Annotated in this window: 21 protein-coding genes; 15 read left to right on the forward strand and 6 right to left on the reverse strand. The window is 62.3% G+C overall.

Going from position 1 to position 16,303, the window contains the following annotated elements:
* The first annotated feature begins 163 nt into the window (after positions 1 to 163).
* Positions 164 to 529: a hypothetical protein gene (locus FGE21_RS15015; protein ID WP_139664213.1), complete on the forward strand. Its 366-nt coding sequence runs from the start codon at positions 164 to 166 to the stop codon at positions 527 to 529.
* Positions 530 to 754: 225 nt separating this feature from the next.
* On the opposite strand, the gene FGE21_RS15020 is transcribed toward FGE21_RS15015, so the two are convergent.
* The gene (locus FGE21_RS15020; RefSeq protein ID WP_139664215.1) at positions 755 to 1,927 is read right to left on the reverse strand and encodes a MalY/PatB family protein; all 1,173 of its coding nucleotides are present in this window, start codon (positions 1,925 to 1,927) and stop codon (positions 755 to 757) included.
* Positions 1,928 to 2,087: 160 nt separating this feature from the next.
* Between FGE21_RS15020 and def (FGE21_RS15025) the strand changes: the two genes are divergently transcribed.
* The 6 genes from def (FGE21_RS15025) to FGE21_RS15050 all read left to right on the forward strand — a co-directional run bounded on the left by def (FGE21_RS15025) (position 2,088) and on the right by FGE21_RS15050 (position 5,260).
* Positions 2,088 to 2,615: a peptide deformylase gene (gene def, locus FGE21_RS15025; protein WP_139664217.1), complete on the forward strand. Its 528-nt coding sequence runs from the start codon at positions 2,088 to 2,090 to the stop codon at positions 2,613 to 2,615.
* The gene (def, locus tag FGE21_RS15030; RefSeq protein WP_139664219.1) at positions 2,612 to 3,121 is read left to right on the forward strand and encodes a peptide deformylase; all 510 of its coding nucleotides are present in this window, start codon (positions 2,612 to 2,614) and stop codon (positions 3,119 to 3,121) included. The genes def (FGE21_RS15025) and def (FGE21_RS15030) overlap by 4 nt, the downstream gene beginning before the upstream one ends.
* The gene (gene def / locus FGE21_RS15035; protein ID WP_139664221.1) at positions 3,118 to 3,615 is read left to right on the forward strand and encodes a peptide deformylase; all 498 of its coding nucleotides are present in this window, start codon (positions 3,118 to 3,120) and stop codon (positions 3,613 to 3,615) included. The genes def (FGE21_RS15030) and def (FGE21_RS15035) overlap by 4 nt, the downstream gene beginning before the upstream one ends.
* A 171-nt stretch (positions 3,616 to 3,786) precedes the next feature.
* Positions 3,787 to 4,731 carry a methionyl-tRNA formyltransferase gene (fmt, locus tag FGE21_RS15040; protein WP_139664223.1) on the forward strand — a complete coding sequence of 315 codons (945 nt, stop codon included), beginning with the start codon at positions 3,787 to 3,789 and terminating at the stop codon, positions 4,729 to 4,731.
* A 3-nt stretch (positions 4,732 to 4,734) separates the two neighbouring features.
* Positions 4,735 to 4,971, forward strand: a complete 237-nt coding sequence (locus tag FGE21_RS15045) for a hypothetical protein (RefSeq protein ID WP_139664224.1) — start codon at positions 4,735 to 4,737, stop codon at positions 4,969 to 4,971.
* Between the two features lie 49 nt (positions 4,972 to 5,020).
* A complete protein-coding gene (locus FGE21_RS15050) occupies positions 5,021 to 5,260 on the forward strand; it encodes a GlsB/YeaQ/YmgE family stress response membrane protein (protein WP_139664226.1) in 240 nt (79 codons plus the stop codon).
* A gap of 188 nt (positions 5,261 to 5,448) precedes the next feature.
* Here FGE21_RS15050 and FGE21_RS15055 read toward each other — a convergent pair whose 3' ends face one another.
* The 5 genes from FGE21_RS15055 to FGE21_RS15075 form a co-directional block, all read right to left on the reverse strand.
* Positions 5,449 to 6,072 carry a trimeric intracellular cation channel family protein gene (locus tag FGE21_RS15055; protein ID WP_139664228.1) on the reverse strand — a complete coding sequence of 208 codons (624 nt, stop codon included), beginning with the start codon at positions 6,070 to 6,072 and terminating at the stop codon, positions 5,449 to 5,451.
* Positions 6,073 to 6,105: 33 nt separating this feature from the next.
* Positions 6,106 to 6,564 carry a ribonuclease HI gene (rnhA, locus tag FGE21_RS15060; protein ID WP_139664230.1) on the reverse strand — a complete coding sequence of 153 codons (459 nt, stop codon included), beginning with the start codon at positions 6,562 to 6,564 and terminating at the stop codon, positions 6,106 to 6,108.
* On the reverse strand, positions 6,557 to 7,156 hold the full coding sequence (locus FGE21_RS15065) for a class I SAM-dependent methyltransferase (RefSeq protein WP_139664232.1): 600 nt from the start codon (positions 7,154 to 7,156) through the stop codon (positions 6,557 to 6,559). The genes rnhA and FGE21_RS15065 overlap by 8 nt, the downstream gene beginning before the upstream one ends.
* An 82-nt stretch (positions 7,157 to 7,238) precedes the next feature.
* Positions 7,239 to 8,195 carry a 4-hydroxy-3-methylbut-2-enyl diphosphate reductase gene (gene ispH / locus FGE21_RS15070; RefSeq protein ID WP_139664234.1) on the reverse strand — a complete coding sequence of 319 codons (957 nt, stop codon included), beginning with the start codon at positions 8,193 to 8,195 and terminating at the stop codon, positions 7,239 to 7,241.
* A gap of 227 nt (positions 8,196 to 8,422) precedes the next feature.
* Positions 8,423 to 8,992 carry an NYN domain-containing protein gene (locus FGE21_RS15075; protein WP_139664236.1) on the reverse strand — a complete coding sequence of 190 codons (570 nt, stop codon included), beginning with the start codon at positions 8,990 to 8,992 and terminating at the stop codon, positions 8,423 to 8,425.
* A 137-nt stretch (positions 8,993 to 9,129) separates the two neighbouring features.
* Here FGE21_RS15075 and folK point away from each other — a divergent pair, with 137 nt between their 5' ends.
* The 8 genes from folK (at position 9,130) to lepB (ending at position 16,270) form a co-directional block, all read left to right on the forward strand.
* A complete protein-coding gene (folK, locus tag FGE21_RS15080) occupies positions 9,130 to 9,699 on the forward strand; it encodes a 2-amino-4-hydroxy-6-hydroxymethyldihydropteridine diphosphokinase (protein ID WP_139664238.1) in 570 nt (189 codons plus the stop codon).
* Positions 9,700 to 9,809: 110 nt separating this feature from the next.
* Positions 9,810 to 10,163, forward strand: coding sequence for a DNA-directed RNA polymerase subunit omega (gene rpoZ / locus FGE21_RS15085; protein ID WP_139664241.1), 354 nt, complete (start codon positions 9,810 to 9,812; stop codon positions 10,161 to 10,163).
* A 36-nt stretch (positions 10,164 to 10,199) separates the two neighbouring features.
* Positions 10,200 to 12,332: a bifunctional (p)ppGpp synthetase/guanosine-3',5'-bis(diphosphate) 3'-pyrophosphohydrolase gene (locus tag FGE21_RS15090; RefSeq protein WP_139664242.1), complete on the forward strand. Its 2,133-nt coding sequence runs from the start codon at positions 10,200 to 10,202 to the stop codon at positions 12,330 to 12,332.
* 32 nt (positions 12,333 to 12,364) lie between these two features.
* A complete protein-coding gene (locus FGE21_RS15095; RefSeq protein ID WP_139664244.1) occupies positions 12,365 to 13,111 on the forward strand; it encodes a DUF2062 domain-containing protein in 747 nt (248 codons plus the stop codon).
* A 272-nt stretch (positions 13,112 to 13,383) separates the two neighbouring features.
* Positions 13,384 to 14,142 carry a pyridoxine 5'-phosphate synthase gene (locus FGE21_RS15100; protein ID WP_139664246.1) on the forward strand — a complete coding sequence of 253 codons (759 nt, stop codon included), beginning with the start codon at positions 13,384 to 13,386 and terminating at the stop codon, positions 14,140 to 14,142.
* Entirely contained in the window at positions 14,139 to 14,576 is a 438-nt protein-coding gene (locus FGE21_RS15105) for an ABZJ_00895 family protein (protein ID WP_139664248.1), read from the forward strand. The genes FGE21_RS15100 and FGE21_RS15105 overlap by 4 nt, the downstream gene beginning before the upstream one ends.
* 18 nt (positions 14,577 to 14,594) lie before the next feature.
* The gene (acpS, locus tag FGE21_RS15110; protein WP_139664250.1) at positions 14,595 to 15,008 is read left to right on the forward strand and encodes a holo-ACP synthase; all 414 of its coding nucleotides are present in this window, start codon (positions 14,595 to 14,597) and stop codon (positions 15,006 to 15,008) included.
* A gap of 425 nt (positions 15,009 to 15,433) precedes the next feature.
* Positions 15,434 to 16,270 (forward strand): signal peptidase I, encoded by an 837-nt coding sequence (gene lepB / locus FGE21_RS15115; protein ID WP_139664252.1) that lies wholly within the window; start codon positions 15,434 to 15,436, stop codon positions 16,268 to 16,270.
* The last annotated feature ends 33 nt before the right edge of the window (positions 16,271 to 16,303 follow it).

Genomic DNA, 16,303 nt, shown 5'->3' on the forward strand with positions numbered 1-16,303 from the left:
AAACGGGGCCTGAAACGGGGCCTGCCGCAAAACCCGGAGTTCACGGTCGCGGTCTGGGCACCACACCCTCTCTGGCGACGGAGGAGAAACGGTGTCTTCACTTGATTTTAGCGAAATTCGGGCCATCCTTGTTCCCGACTCAAGAGCCGCCGGGGGAACGAACATGACCACTTTCATTCCGCAGTCCGTACAGGACGCGTTGGACATGGCCCGTCGTCAGGGGCTGAAGAAAAAGAATCGCCTGCGGGTGCATGTGGGCGATGAGATCTTTCCGGTCTTGCGCCAGTGGGACGGGGGCTTTTGTGTTGAGGCTGACCGGGTACCGCAGCTGCGTGGACTTGTGGATCTGTATGAAGGCAGCCGGCATTTGTCGCAGTGTCTGATCGTCGCTTCTGAGGCGGACAGCGGCGAAATGCGGTACGAATTCAAACGTGCGACGGCGGCGTCCGAAAAGGCGCCTCTGGATTTCTACCGAGCGCCGGATGCGCCCATCGGGCTGCTGGGCCACGACGCCTGGAGCGAGAGCTGAGGGGCGCGGAGAGAGCTGAAGCCAGGACGAAAGCTGAAGCCTGGACGAAAGCTGAAGCCTGAGCGCAATCTGAAGTATATGGCGCAAGGCGACGATGATCCCCTGCAACAGGCTTCTGCAGGGTGGGTCGGTTCGGGTTTGACCCGAAACGACGATTGTATTCGAAACCCATGCCGTGGCCCTGCCGATAGCGGTTCTGCTGACAGCGGCCCTATTGCCTATTGCCTATTGAAGGTCAGCAAAGGCCTGCGTCAGCCGCTCACAGGCCTCCTGCACACGCGCCCGCTGGGTGCCGAGGTTGAACCGGAGGCAGCTTTCCCCACCGCTGCCGAATGTGGTGCCATGGTTTGCGGCGATCCGCGCGCCCTGTTCGACGCGCCTGGTGAATTCCTCTCGGCTCATACCGGTGCCGGAGAAATCCACCCAGGCGAGATAGGTGGATTGAAGCTCCATCGACTTCAGGCCGGGAATGGCATTGACGGCAGCATCAAACAGCCTGCGGTTGCCATCGAGATAGGGCACCAGCGCCTCCACATAGGCGACACCCTCCGGGGAATAGGCCGCAATCGTGGCCGTCTCGCCCGCCGAATTCCCCTGCAGATAGATCGCCAGCATCCGGCGCCGGAACTGTGCGCGCAGCCCCTCATCCGGCAGAATGACCTGCCCGGTATGAAGCCCTGCAAAGTTGAAGGTCTTCGACGGCGCGGTCAGCATGATCAGCCGGTCGCTGATCTCCGGCGCGGCCAGCGACATCGGGATGTGGCGCGCGCCACCAAAGACCAGATCATGGTGGATTTCGTCGGAAATCAGCAGCAGGTCATGACGTTTGCAGAACGCGGCCACGGCCTGCAATTCGTCCCGCGTCCAGACCCGGCCGCCGGGATTATGGGGCGAGCACAGGATCACCATTTTCTCGCGCCCCGTCATTTGCGCGTCATAGGCGGCAAAATCCATCGTGTAGCGACCGTCCTGCACCACCATCGGGCATTCCACCACCTCGCGCCCGGCCAGGCGAATGACCTTGGCAAAGGCGTGATAGACCGGCGTGAACAGGACGATGCCGTCGCCCGCCTCAGTGAAGGTATCCAGACACAGGCCGACCCCGTTCACCAGACCGGTCGTGGTGAAGATCGCATCCGCATCAACCTGCCAGCCGTGCCGGTGCTCCATCCACCACTGGATCGCGGCTTTGTAGTCCGACTCGAGGTTGGCATAGCCATAGATGCCATGATCCGCCATCTCGCGCAGGCGCGCCGAGACCACCTCCGGCACCTCAAAGTCTGTATCCGCCACCCACATTGCCAGACCGTCGTCGGGCGCCACACCGTAGAGCGGCTCCATCATATCCCATTTTGCACAATGGGTCCCGCGGCGATCGGTGATCTTGTCGAAATTCATCAGAGGCTCTCTTTGGTGGTGTTTTTCCCGAGGCTAGCCAAATGTGCGCCCTGCGCAAGCCTTGCCAATGTGATGGTACAAACACATGGTCCGGGGATGATCGCCCCGAATGGGCGCAACAGGCGTTGCGGCCCTTGGGCGATTGGCCTAAATCGGGGGCATGAAACGCCCGATCCTGATCCATCCCGACCCGCGTCTGAAAAAGACTGCCGCCGCCGTGCCTGACTTGTCGGACGACCTGCGCGTTCTGGCCGACGATATGCTGGAAACGATGTACGCCGCCCCCGGCATCGGTCTTGCCGCGCCCCAGATCGGTGTGTTGGACCGGCTGATCGTGTTGGATTGCATCAAGGAAGGCGAGGGGGAGGCCCGCCCGCTGGTCATGTTCAACCCACGTGTGCTTGCGGCCTCGGACGAGACCAACGTCTATGAGGAAGGCTGCCTGTCGATTCCGGAACAATACGCCGAAGTGACTCGCCCCAAGGTCGTGGATGTGGAATGGCTGGACCGCAACGGAGCCTTGCAGACCGAGACCTTCGACGGGCTCTGGGCCACCTGCGTCCAGCACGAGATCGATCATCTCGATGGCAAGCTGTTCATCGACTACCTGAAGCCGCTCAAGCGGCAGATGATCACCCGCAAAATGCAAAAACTAAAGCGGGAACGCGCGCGCGGCGGCCCGTCATGACGTCGCGGCCGATCGTCACCTGGCCGGACTCGCGGCTGACGACCCGCTGCGACCCGATCCGCCCGGACGAGGACCTCTCCGGGCTGATCGACGACATGCTGGACACCATGTATGCCGCGCCGGGGCGGGGACTTGCGGCGCCGCAGGTGGGCGTTCTCAAACGCCTCTTTGTGATGGATGTCTCCTGGGTGGATGGTCCTCGGCGGCCGGTCGTGATGATCAACCCGGAAATCCTGTGGCGCAGCGACGGGATCGCATCCGGCGTTGAGGGCTGCCTGTCGATCCCCGGCGTTTCCACAGAGGTGGCGCGCCCGGTTCAGCTGCGGGTCCGGTGGCAGGATCAAGACGGGGCCTCTCAGGAACAGGACTTCGACGGTTTCGCCGCGCGCTGCATCCAGCATGAATACGACCACCTTGAGGGCCGACTGACCTTTGACCACCTCGCGGATGACGCCCGCAGACAGGCAGAGACCGACTATCTGGCAGCCAGGGACCCAGCTCAATGACGATACGCACATGCCTGCCATGGCCTGACAAACGCCTTCGCACAAAGGCGGAGGAGGTCACGGAAATCACCGATGAGATCCACGGCATCTGGTCCGACATGATTGATACGATGGACGCGATGCCCGGGGTCGGGCTTGCGGCGACACAGATTGGCGTCATGCTGCGGCTTGCCGTCGTCGATGGCTCCTCCGAGCGGGGGCGCGCGGTACGCCTCGCCAACCCGGAGATCCTGCACGCATCGATTGAGCTGCGCGAACATGACGAAGCCAGCCCCAATCTTCCCGGGGTTTCCGCGCGGATCAAACGCCCCCGCGCGGTCACAGTCCGCTTCCTCAATCAGGACGGTATCGTGGACCGGCGCGATTTCGTCGGCATCGAGGCAACCTCGGTGCAGCACCAGATCGATCACCTGAACGGCCGGATGTATTTTGACCATCTCTCGAAGGTGAAGCGCGACATGCTGGTGAAAAAGGCCCGCAAGTTCCGCGGCTGAGGCTGCGATGGCCATTTCATCTTTTCCGAAAATACCTCCGCCGGAGGCGCTCGCCTGCCCCACACGGGGGCAGGCTGATCTGTCGCGCATCAGCGCGCCTGCTCTGGCCCCGCGTCGCATCATGCGCTAAGCCTGTCGCCAATCGGCACGGACATCAGGAAGGACAGCGGGATGCGGGTTATCTTCATGGGGACACCGGAGTTTTCGGTCCCTGTTCTCGACGCGCTGGTCGAGGCCGGTCACGAAATTGCAGCCGTCTATTGCCAGCCGCCACGTCCGGCGGGACGCGGCAAGAAAGACCGCCCCACCCCAGTGCACGCCCGTGCTCTGGATCTGGTATTGGAGGTCCGGCACCCGGTCTCGCTCAAAGCGCCCTCCGAACAGGCGGCCTTTGCTGAATTGGAGGCGGATGTGGCTGTGGTTGTGGCCTATGGGCTGATCCTGCCGCAGGCGATCCTTGATGCGCCTGTCCGGGGCTGTCTCAATATACATGCAAGCCTGTTGCCACGCTGGCGCGGAGCGGCTCCGATCCATCGCGCGATCATGGCAGGCGATGCGCAGACCGGTATCTGTATCATGCAGATGGAAGCCGGGCTGGACACCGGGCCGGTGCTGATGCGCAAGGCAATAGAGATCGGTCCCGAAGACACCACCGCGCGCCTGCACGACCGCCTGTCCCGGACCGGCGCCGATCTGATCGTCCAGGCGCTGGCCTCGCTCAGGGACCTGACGCCCGAACCGCAACCGGACGAAGGCGTGACCTATGCCGCCAAGATCGACAAGGCAGAGGCCGAGATCGACTGGACGGCGCCAGCCGTAGAGGTTGACCGCAAAATCCGCGGCCTGTCGCCCTTTCCCGGCGCGTGGTTTTCGGTGGATGGGCAGCGGATCAAGGTTCTGGCCTCCCGTCTGGCCACCGGACTGTCGTCCCGAACGGCGCCCGGCAGCGATGCGCCGGGGATGGTGCTGGGGGACAGCCTGACGGTGGCCTGCGGCGAGGGTGCCGTGGACCTGTTGCGGCTGCAGCGCGCGGGCAAGGGCGCACAGGACCGGGAGACCTTTCTGCGTGGCTTCCCTCTCGCCGCCGGAACCCGACTGATGAGCGAAGGAGAATAACCAATGTTTCTTGCACTGATGGGCACCATCGTGATTGCCGGGATCGTGGGCTACGCTGCCGAGCGCAGCGGGTTCACGCAGAATGGGATATTGCCGTCGATCATCATTTGTGTCGGTGGCGCGTTCCTGTTCTACTTCCTGCGGCTGATGTTTGGGGTAGGGTTCAATGCGCCGGGGTGGAATGCAATCGCCTCCTCAATCGGCGCGCTTATCATCGTGCCATTTCACTGGCGGCGGTAACCTCCCAGGTGCGGGCAAGAAGGGTGTGGGCAAGAAGAAGGGTATAGATATGGGCAGCATAGTGTTCCTGGTCATCATCGGCGCGGCGGCGGGGTTCATCGCCACGCGGATCATGCGGATCGAGACAGATCTCATAACCACGATTGCCATCGGCATCGCCGGTGCAGTCATCGGCGGTCTGGTGTTGCGGACCCTCCTGGCGGTGCTGGGAATGATGGCAGGTCTGATCGGCGCGATTCTCGGCGCGCTGCTGTTGATCTTCTTGTGGCAGAAGCTACGCAACCGCTGAAGGGGCCCACGGCCGAAGATCGGACATGCGCGAGGTGTTTCGCTTCGGGCATAGCCCGAAGCGACCGGCGCGGTGGCGCGCCCTGCGGGCGCGCCACCGCGCTCCGCCCAACCGAACGAGGGCCTGAAAGGCATGAGGTTTGGGCGGGAGGTCACCCCGGCCCGCGCAAGAACCAAGAGACTGCTGATCTATTGGCGCGGTGGACGGGACCTATAGACCGGAAGGTGCCATCCAAAGATCAGCGAGCCGGCCCGGGTGACCCAGGTGACGGCTGAACAGGCAATCAGCGCGGTCGTGGCAGGCAGATCGAATGCCACCAGGACCACTGCCACAATGGCTCCGGCCATGGCGCAGGAGATATATAACTCGCCCTGCTTCAGCACCAGCGGCACCTCGTTGCAGACCACGTCCCGCATCAAACCGCCGAGACTGCCGGTGGCCATGCCCATCAGCACCACAATCACCGGACCATGTCCCATTTCCATCGCGGCGGCAGTCCCGGCAGGCACGGCGATCGCCAGGGCGAACGTATCCAGCCAGATCACCCACCGCAGGCGGCTTTCCACCAGATGGGCAGTGAAGAACACCAAACCGGCCATCCCGGAGGCGAGCAGTACCGGCACCGGGTCACCCATCCAGAACACCGGATTTCGGTCCAGCAGCACATCGCGCACCGTGCCGCCTCCGACCGCTGTCAGGCAGGCAATGAAGGCAAAACCCACGATATCCAGCTGGGCCCGGCTGGCGACCAGCGCGCCGGATGCTGCAAAAACCAGGACCGAAGCATAGTCCAGAAGCGTCAAGATGCTCATGCCAACCTGTGGTGACCCCTGCAAAGCGCGGGCTCAACCGCCCTTTTTGAACGGTGCCATACCGGCCCGGGCCAGCTCGTCGGCGCGCTCGTTTTCAGGGTGACCTGCGTGGCCTTTGACCCATTTCCAGATCACCTCGTGGCGGGCCTGTGCGGCATCAAGACGTTGCCACAGCTCGACATTTTTGACGGGCTTCTTGGCGGCCGTCTTCCAGCCGTTCTTTTTCCAGCCGAAAATCCACCCCGTCACCCCATTCTTCACATAGGCCGAATCGGTGACGACGGTGATCTTCGAGGGCCGGGCGAGGCTCTCGAGCGCGTGGATCGCGGCGAGCAGTTCCATCCGGTTGTTGGTGGTATCTTTCTCGCCGCCCTTCAGTTCGCGTTCCTTGACGACGGTTTCGCCGTCCATGGCACGCAGCAGAGCGCCCCAGCCGCCGGGGCCGGGATTTCCGGAGCAGGCTCCGTCGGTATAGGCAAATAAATCAGACATGCGCGGTCAGTACGACAAAGGTCTCCTCTGCGCCAGCCAATCCTTTGCCATTTCCCCGCCGCGCGCCGAGCACGGTATATCCTAGCACGCCGAGCAGATCGCGCAGCTCTTCTTCGCTGTAGTAGGCGTAGAACCGGCCCAGCTCGTCGCGGCCCTCGCCTTCGCCCAGTTTCATGCCGAGCGTCAGCCGCCCGCCGGGCACAAGGGCGCGCCCCAGACGCAGCAGGTGGCCGGGGAAATCGTCGCGCGGTGCATGCAGCAGGCTGAAGAACGCCCAGATCCCGTCAAACACCCCTTCGGCGGCGATATCGTCAAATTCGGCGATGCTGACCTCGATGCCATAGGCGTCCTTTGCATAGGCTGCCATCTCGGGCGAGGCATCGACGGCAGCAACCCGGTAGCCGGCATCGCGAAATCGCGCCGCCCAATGGCCGGGGCCGCATCCCAGATCCAGAACCGTACCGCCCTTTGGGAGGCCCTCGACAAAGGCCTCGTAGTCGGCTTCGTGGAATGTGTCCTTGACCTGGGAAAAACCGGCCGCATAGTCTGCCGCCGACCGCGCATAGACGGCCATTGTCTCCTCATCGCTCATAAATCGCTCCTATGCTGCAAAACGGCCCCCAAAGAGGGCCCAGTCTCAGGCCGTCGGTCTCGGGCAGTTCAGGTCGCCTGTCTCAGGCACTCTGTCTCAGCACGCGCGGTACTTTGAACTCGACTTTCTCAACGGCGGTTTCCACCATCTCGACGGTGACATCGTAGCGATCCCCAAAGGCGTCGATGACCTCGTTGACCAGCAATTCCGGCGCCGAGGCCCCGGCCGTGATCGCCACCGAGCGGATGCCCTCCAGCGCGCGCCAGTCTATGTTTTCGGCCCGTTGCACCAATTGCGCATATTTGCAGCCGGCCTTGGCGCCCACTTCGACCAAACGGCGGGAATTCGACGAATTCGGCGCGCCGACCACCAGCAGGGCATCGGATTTCGGCGCCACCGCCTTGACCGCCTCCTGGCGGTTGGTGGTCGCATAGCAGATGTCTTCCTTGTGGGGGCCGATGATGGCGGGGAAGCGGGCCTGCAATGCCGCCACGATGTCCTTGGTATCATCGACCGACAGGGTCGTCTGAGTGACAAAGGCCAGCCGGTCAGGGTCACGCACCGCGACGTCAGCAACATCCGCAACCGTCTCCACCAGCAGGACCTCGCCCTCCGGCAATTGCCCCATGGTTCCGATCGTCTCCGGGTGGCCCTTGTGGCCGATCATGATCATTTGCAAACCGGCCTCCGCATGGCGCTGCGCCTCGATATGAACCTTGGACACCAGCGGGCAGGTCGCATCGACAAACACCATCTCGCGGGCACTGGCCGCATCGGGCACGGATTTCGGGACGCCATGGGCGGAAAAGATCACCGGCCGGTCATCGGGACATTCCTCCAGCTCCTCGACAAAGACCGCGCCTTTTTCCCGCAGGCCATCGACGACGAACTTATTGTGCACGATCTCATGGCGCACATAGACGGGCGCGCCCCATTTCTCGAGCGCCATTTCCACGATCTTGATCGCGCGGTCGACGCCGGCACAAAAACCACGGGGCGCAGCAAGGTAGAGGGTGAGCGGAGGTTTGGGGGTCGTCATGCGGGGGCGGTCCTCAGCAGGCAGGAGGCGTTCATGTTTGTCCCACAGGTAAGCTGTGCATGCGTCAACGTCCAGTGCCAGCGTTCCCAGCTTGGGCGGCTCAGGCGGTCGCTGGCATGAGAAAACGCCCGGCGGAAGGATCTGCCGGGCGTTTCAGGGATTGAAATCTCGCCGTGCTGGCGTTCTCAGACAGTGACAGTCCTGGTGTCAGCCTGAAACAGAGGGGCTCAGCCTGAGACAGAGGCCGGGCGCACATCGGCGGGAATATCCCGCGGCGGCCGCCCGATCACGTCGCGCAATTCCTCCAGTTCGATGAAATTGTCGGCCTGACGGCGCAGCTCATCCGAGATCATGGGCGGTTGGCTGCGAATGGTCGAGACGACGGACACCCGAACGCCCTGCCGTTGCAGGCTGGCGATGAGCGGGCGAAAATCGCCATCGCCGGAGAACAGCACGATGTGGTCCACGCGTGGTGCCAGCTCCATGGCATCGACCGCGAGTTCGATGTCCATATTGCCCTTCACTTTGCGTCGGCCCATGCTGTCGGTGTATTCTTTGGCCGGTTTTGTCACCATGGTGAAACCATTGTAGTGCAACCAGTCCACCAAAGGTCGGATCGGGGAGTACTCGTCATTTTCCAGCAGCGCAGTATAGTAGAACGCTCGAACAAGTTTTCCACGCCGCATAAATTCCTGGCGCAGAAGCTTGTAGTCGATGTCAAAGCCCAATGCCTTCGCAGCGGCATATAAATTCGAGCCATCTATGAACAGCGCAAGCCGTTCGTCCTTGTAAAACATTAATCTTGTCCTTCTGGTGTCGCGGATTTCGTATGCCGTGAGTGAGTGAAAAAAAATCCCGAAATCCGCGGGTGGACTTAATTTAGGTTTTTTGGCACTCCCCGCAAGGGTGAGGTCATAGGGAATTGGGGTCAACTATGACCGAATACCGGTCAAATTATCTTATAGCACTCGGCAGCAACCTGGAAAATGAGGGAAATTCCCCACTGAAGACCCTGCAGGACTGTCTGCAGGATTTTTCGGTCGAGGGGCTGCAGCTCGCCGCCGTGTCGCGGTTTTTCAGCACGCCCTGCTTTCCGGCGGGCGCCGGGCCGGACTATGTGAACGCTGCGGTCGCACTCCATGCCGAATGCGCTGCCTCGGAGGTTCTGGCCCGGCTGCACCGGATCGAGGCGCGGTTCCGGCGGACCAGAACAGAGCGATGGGGCATGCGCACGCTGGATCTGGATCTGCTGGCGGCGTCCGATCAGGTGGTGCCCGACCTGGCCGAATTCAGGCGCTGGCACCGGCTCCCTCCGGAGGCGCAGCGGAGCAAAGCACCGGACCAGCTGATCCTGCCGCACCCGCGTCTGCAGGACCGCGCCTTTGTGCTGGTGCCCCTCGCGGACATCGCGCGCCACTGGGTGCATCCGGTCCTGCGGCAGAGCGTGGCGCAGCTGTTGTCGGAGTGCCCGGCGGCGGATGTCGCCGAGGTAAGGCCGCTTTGATCGCATTTTGGGGAATTTCCGTCGAATGTGATGGCGCGATGCTTGTCAAGCCCTCAAAATCGTCATAGAAGCACTCCCTCTGGACCCAGAACTGTATTGGAGAGTCGCCCATGGCCCGCGTGACGGTCGAAGACTGCGTTGACAAGGTTCCCAACCGATTTGAACTGGTGATGCTGGCCGCACACCGGGCGCGCGAGATTTCCGCCGGTGCCGCACTCACCGTGGATCGGGACAACGATAAAAACCCGGTCGTCTCCCTGCGCGAGATTGCCGAAGAAACACAAAGTGCCGACGCCCTGCGCGAACGTCTGATCGAAAGCAATCAGACCCAGATCGAGGTCGACGAGCCGGAAGAGGATTCCATGGCTCTGCTGATGGGCGGCGAAGCGGACAAGCCGCAGGAAGACGACATGAGCGAAGAAAAGCTCCTGCGGGCGCTGATGGAGGCCCAGGGTCAGGGCTGACCCAGGTGGTCATGAACGAAAGGTTGCGGACCGGCGATGACATCTGCTGATGACCTGATTTCGCTGGTCCGCGACTACAACCCGAAAGCGAACGAAACGCGCCTCCGCGATGCCTATGAGTTCGGCAGGGCGATGCATGAGGGGCAGTTTCGTCACTCGGGAGAGCCGTATTTCTCGCATCCCGTAGCGGTGGCTGCGATCCTGACGGAACAGCGGCTGGATGATGCGACGATCATCACCGCCCTTCTGCATGACACCATCGAAGATACCAAAGCCTCCTACGAGGAGGTCACCTCGCGCTTTGGCGAAGAGGTGGCGATGCTGGTCGATGGGGTGACCAAGCTGACCAATCTGCAGCTGTCCTCGCGCGAGACCAAACAGGCGGAAAACTTTCGCAAACTGTTCATGGCGATGTCGAAGGACCTGCGGGTCATTCTGGTCAAACTTGCCGACCGTCTGCACAATATGCGTACCATTCGCGCCATGCGCCCCGAAAAGCAGGCCCAAAAAGCCCGCGAAACGATGGATATCTACGCCCCGCTGGCAGGCCGCATGGGCATGCAATGGATGCGTGAGGAACTGGAAGACCTCGCCTTCAAGGTGCTGAACCCCGAGGGCCGTCAGTCGATCATCCGCCGTTTTGTCACCCTGCAGCGCGAAACCGGCGATGTGATCCACCGCATCACCGGCGACATGCGGCGGGAACTGGAAAAGGCAGGCATCGAGGCCGAGGTCTTTGGCCGCGCCAAGAAACCCTATTCGATCTGGCGCAAGATGCAGGAAAAGGATCAGGGGTTCTCCCGTCTCTCCGACATCTACGGCTTTCGCGTCATCACCCGCTCGGAGGAGGATTGCTACCGCACGCTGGGCACGATCCATCAACGCTGGCGGGCGGTTCCAGGGCGGTTCAAGGACTATATCAGCCAGCCGAAATCGAACGGCTACCGCTCTATTCACACCACGGTCTCCGGTCGCGACGGCAAGCGCGTCGAGGTGCAGATCCGCACCCGCCAGATGCATGACGTCGCCGAATCGGGGGTCGCCGCGCATTGGTCCTATCGCGACGGGGTGCGGACCGAGAACCCGTTTGCCGTCGATCCGGCCAAGTGGATTGCCTCGCTGACCGAACAATTCGACGGCGAAGATGATCACGACGAATTCCTCGAAGCGGTGAAGCTCGAGATGTATTCGGATCAGGTGTTCTGCTTCACCCCCAAGGGGGACGTGACCAAACTGCCGAAAGGCGCGACGCCGATTGATTTCGCCTATGCGATCCACACCCGAATCGGTCACGCCTGTGTGGGCGCAAAGGTCGATGGCATCCGGGTGCCGCTCTGGACGCGGCTGCGCAATGGTCAGTCGGTCGAGGTCATTACCGCCGAGGGCCAGACCCCGCAGGTCAGCTGGCTGGAAATCGCCACCACCGGCAAGGCGCGCACCGCCATCCGCCGTGCCCTGCGCGAGGCCGACCGCGAGCGGTTCGTCAAACTCGGGCACGAACTGGCCCGGTCTGCGTTTGAACATGTGCACAAGAAGGCCACCGACAAGGCGCTGGAAACTGCGGCAAGGGCGCTGCGGGTCAGCGATGTGACCGAACTGCTGGCCCGGCTCGGCGCGGCGGTGATCACCGCCCATGACGTGGTACAGGCGGTCTATCCGGAACTGACCGCCAAGGAGGGCGAAGAAGTCTCGCCGCGCCGGGCAGTGATCGGTCTGGAGCCCGGACAGAAATTCGAGCGCGCCTCCTGTTGTGAACCGCTGCCGGGAGAGCGAATCATCGGCATCACCACGCGCGGGCAGGGCGTGATCGTCCACACGGCAGATTGTGACCGGCTGGGTGAATTTGAGGATCAGATGGAGCGTTGGGTCGATGTGCATTGGCACTCCGGGACCCATCCGGCCGCCTATGGGGTGACGCTGGAATTGACGATCGGCAATGATGCAGGTGTCCTGGGCCGGATCTGTACACTTGTTGGCGAAAAAAAAGCCAACATTTCTAATCTTGAATTCGTCGACCGGAAACCTGACTTTTACCGCTTGATGATCAATGTGGAATTGCGTGATGTAGAACAGCTGCATTCGTTGATTTTGACATTGGAAGCTGAGAGCGATGTCGCCGCGGTTGCGCGCTACCGGCAAAGGCCAGGAACGCACTCTCGCCCGGCCTAGGCTCTTGGCTAGGAAGAATAGGGAAAATACCGTTGGTATTCAGGCGCCGAGACAGACGTACGCCACTCAGGGCGGTTGCGGAGTTTCTCTGGCCTCGTGGGGGCTGGGCCAGGGCGTTTCACTATGTCAAACACCGAATTCGGCGGCTGCCGGATAGTCCCGAACGCATTGCGCGGGGCATCGGTGCCGGGCTTTTCACCACGTTCACTCCCTTTTATGGTATTCATTTTGTGGTCGCGGCGATCCTTGCCAGGGGTATGAACGGCAATCTTCTGGCGGCGCTGTCGGCGACATTCTTCGGCAACCCCCTGACCTATGTGCCAATCGGAGTGATCTCGCTGCAGACCGGTCACTGGTTGCTCGGCAGCCAGCCCGTGGCCGAGGTCAACGCGACCCTTGCGGATAAATTCCTGGCGGCGGGCCGTGATCTTTGGCTCAATCTTCATGCGTTTGTCACCGGCACCGCGACCGACTGGACCGGATTGGTGATCTTTTATCATGAGGTTTTCTACCCCTATCTGATCGGCGGCTTGATCCCGGGCCTTGTGGCGGGACTGGTGGGCTATATTGTGTCGGTGCCCCTGATCCGGAGCTATCAGGACCGGCGCAAACGCAAGATCAAGGCAAAGTTCGAGGCGATCAAGAAACGGGCCGAGCTGGAGGCCGTGAACAGTCCGCATCCGCCGCGTGGCACCCAGCCCCCCAGCAGTTCGACCCGCCCTGCTTCTCCGCCCCCTTCCACGCCCGGTCGGCGACCGAAGGCGTCCCGACCCGACTAGGGGGCTGCTGTCGGTGCCGGATGTCCGGCGCAGCCTTTCGGTTGCCCTGTTCCGGGCGGCGCAGCGCATCCTCCCGGCAACAGGGGGCGACAGGGGGCAACAGCGGGCGACGGAGGGCAGCAGGGGGGGGGGCGACACGCCAATGATGCGCCAATAGGGGTACAGAATTGTATCACTCCGGTCGTTGCCGCTTGCCACCGGCTCCGGGGCGACTAGGCTCTGGGCTGACGAGCCGATCCATGCATTCAACCAACCGATAAAGAGCCCATTCCATGTCCGCGACCCCTCTGCGCCTTGGCGTCAATATCGATCATGTGGCCACCGTGCGAAACGCCCGGGGCGGTGCCTACCCGGACCCGATCCGGGCTGCGAAGCTGGCCGAAGAGGCCGGGGCCGACGGCATCACCGCGCATCTGCGCGAGGACCGTCGCCACATCACAGATGCCGATATTGACGGGTTGATGGCCACCCTGACCGTGCCGCTGAATTTTGAGATGGCAGCGACCGACGAAATGCAGGCGATTGCCCTGCGCCACAAGCCACATGCAGTTTGCATCGTCCCCGAGAAGCGGGAAGAGCGCACCACCGAAGGCGGGCTTGACGTCGCCCGCGATGAAAACCGTCTGGCACATTTCATTGCGCCCCTGCGTGAGGCGGGCTGCCGCGTGTCGATCTTCATCGCGGCGGATCGCAACCAGATTGAGACGGCGCATCGGATTGGCGCCGAGGTGATCGAGCTCCACACCGGGGCCTATTGCGACCATCACGCCGAGGGCAATTTTGCCGCCCGCGACGCGGAGCTGGCCGCCCTGAAGGAGATGTCGGCCTTTGCGCATTCCCTCGGGCTGGAGGTGCACGCAGGCCATGGTTTGACCTATGAAACGGTGCAGCCCGTCGCTCGATTTCCCGAGGTGCGGGAGTTGAATATCGGTCACTTTCTGATCGGTGAGGCGATTTTCCGCGGTCTTGAGCCTGCGGTACAGGAAATGCGCCGGCTGATGGATCACGCGCGGCAGGGAGCAACGGAATGAACCTGCGTCGTTTCACTCTGGTCTATCTGGCATTGATCCTCGCCATGATGGTGCTCGTCGTTCTGGTCCAGGCGGTGACGGGGTTCGACATCGCCAATGCCGGTATGGCGATCATCCCTGCGATGGGGGCTGCCATGATTGAAGGGCAGAAATTTGCTCGGCGGGAAGGCCGTCAGCCCGAGTCTGCGCAGATGTGGCGCTTTGCGCGCCAGTCGGTCGTCATCATCCTTGGCCTGTCGATGGTCGCGGTCATGCTCTTCAGCGTCACGGCGCCGGAGATAAAGATGCTGCTGTCGCAACAATACGGCGGCGCCCTCTTGTTGGGGGCACTCCTTTTTCAGGTCGCGGTCTCTTTCATTCTGGTGCGCCATTTCGTGGGGCTCGGGGCGCGCTCCGTTCTGGGGGCGCCCACCGGCAAAGGGGGGCGGGGCTGAAGCTCCGCGATCCGGTTCATGATCCTGGGTATCGGCACTGATCTGGCGAATATCGATCGCATCCAGGGGACGCTGGACCGCTTTGGCGATCGGTTCCGCAATCGCGTTTTCACTGCAGTCGAACAGGCCAAATCCGAGCGTCGTCACGATGTTGCGGGCACCTATGCCAAGCGCTGGGCGGCAAAGGAAGCCTGCTCCAAGGCGCTGGGCACCGGCCTGCGCATGGGGATCGCGTGGAAGGACATGGCGGTGTCCAACCTGTCGTCCGGCCAGCCGGTGATGCATGTCACTGGCTGGGCCGAGGCCCGGCTGGCCCAGATGACGCCACCCGGCCATGAGGCGATCATCCATGTGACGCTGACCGACGATCACCCCTGGGCGCAGGCCTTCGTTCTGATCGAGGCGCGACCTGTAGCGCCAGATCGAGGCTGACGAAGGCTGGCAAAAGCCGAGACCGGAGGTGCCGGAATGCGGGGTAAACGGGCCGGGATGAATGCCTGGCAGTGCGTGCCCCTGTTGTAGCCCCGGTACCAACTTGCTGTTCCAGCCACCTGCAACAGCCCGTTTCACAAGGGACGAACGGCACGAGGGGTTGCGCTGCGCCATGCGCATCGCGAGGGGGCGGGGGCCGCGCCTTCGGCGCGGCCCCCGCCCGGCCCAACGCTTTGCCGGGAGGCATCGCCTCATGGTCAAAGGGGCGGGAGCTCCCCCTACTGGATCCGGAAACCTGCGGCATAGGGTCCACAATCTCATGTGATCCTGCCCTTGCATGGCGGCCTCCCGCCGGGCCGGCTTGACTTGCGGCGGGCAGGCCCGCATGTACGCCCGGACCTGTCCCATAATGACCGGAGAGCCTGATGGCGTCGAAAACCACTGCCGGAAGTTCAATCCTCGAGACGATCAAGACCATCGTCTACGCGCTGTTGATCGCCGGTGTCTTCCGCACCCTGTTCTTTCAACCCTTCTGGATTCCCTCCGGTTCGATGAAGGAAACGCTGTTGGTCGGCGATTTCCTGTTCGTGAACAAGATGGTCTACGGCTACTCCTACGCCTCCTGCCCCTCGATACGGCTCGGCATGATCGGCCTGAACATTGACGCGCAGGACCTCTGCGGCGCCCTTGACGGCGACAACACCCGTTTCCTCGGGAGCGATCCGGAGCGGGGTGATGTCGTTGTCTTCCGTCACCCGGTCAGCGGTACCGACTATATCAAACGTCTTGTCGGCCTGCCCGGTGACAAGCTGCAGATGAAGGAGGGCGTGCTGCATATCAACGGCACCGCAGTCGGTCTCATGGATGATGGCGAGTTTACCGAAACCATGGAGCGCCAGGGCCCGCAAGGCAGCTTTCCGCGCTGTGAAAACAACCCTGTCGGCCAGGGCGGTGTCTGCAGAAAATCGCGCCAGATCGAGACATTGCCGGGCGGCGTGAGCCATGCCATCATCAATATCGGCAATCAGGCGAGCGACCATACCAAAGTCTACCATGTGCCGGACGGGCACTTCTTCTTCATGGGCGACAATCGCGACAATTCGGCCGACAGCCGGGTCCCGCAAGCCGTTGGCGGGGTTGGCTATGTGCCCTTGGAAAACCTGATCGGACGCGCCGACCGGATCATGTTCTCTTCTGCCGGCCGGTCGATGCTTTTCTTCTGGACCTGGCGGGCGGATCGCTATTTCAAAGCGATCAACTGAGCTGACACCGGACGTCCCGCGGCGCAAGCGATC

The organism is Phaeobacter sp. B1627 (assembly GCF_006265095.1).
In the GTDB taxonomy this organism is placed as follows: domain Bacteria; phylum Pseudomonadota; class Alphaproteobacteria; order Rhodobacterales; family Rhodobacteraceae; genus Epibacterium.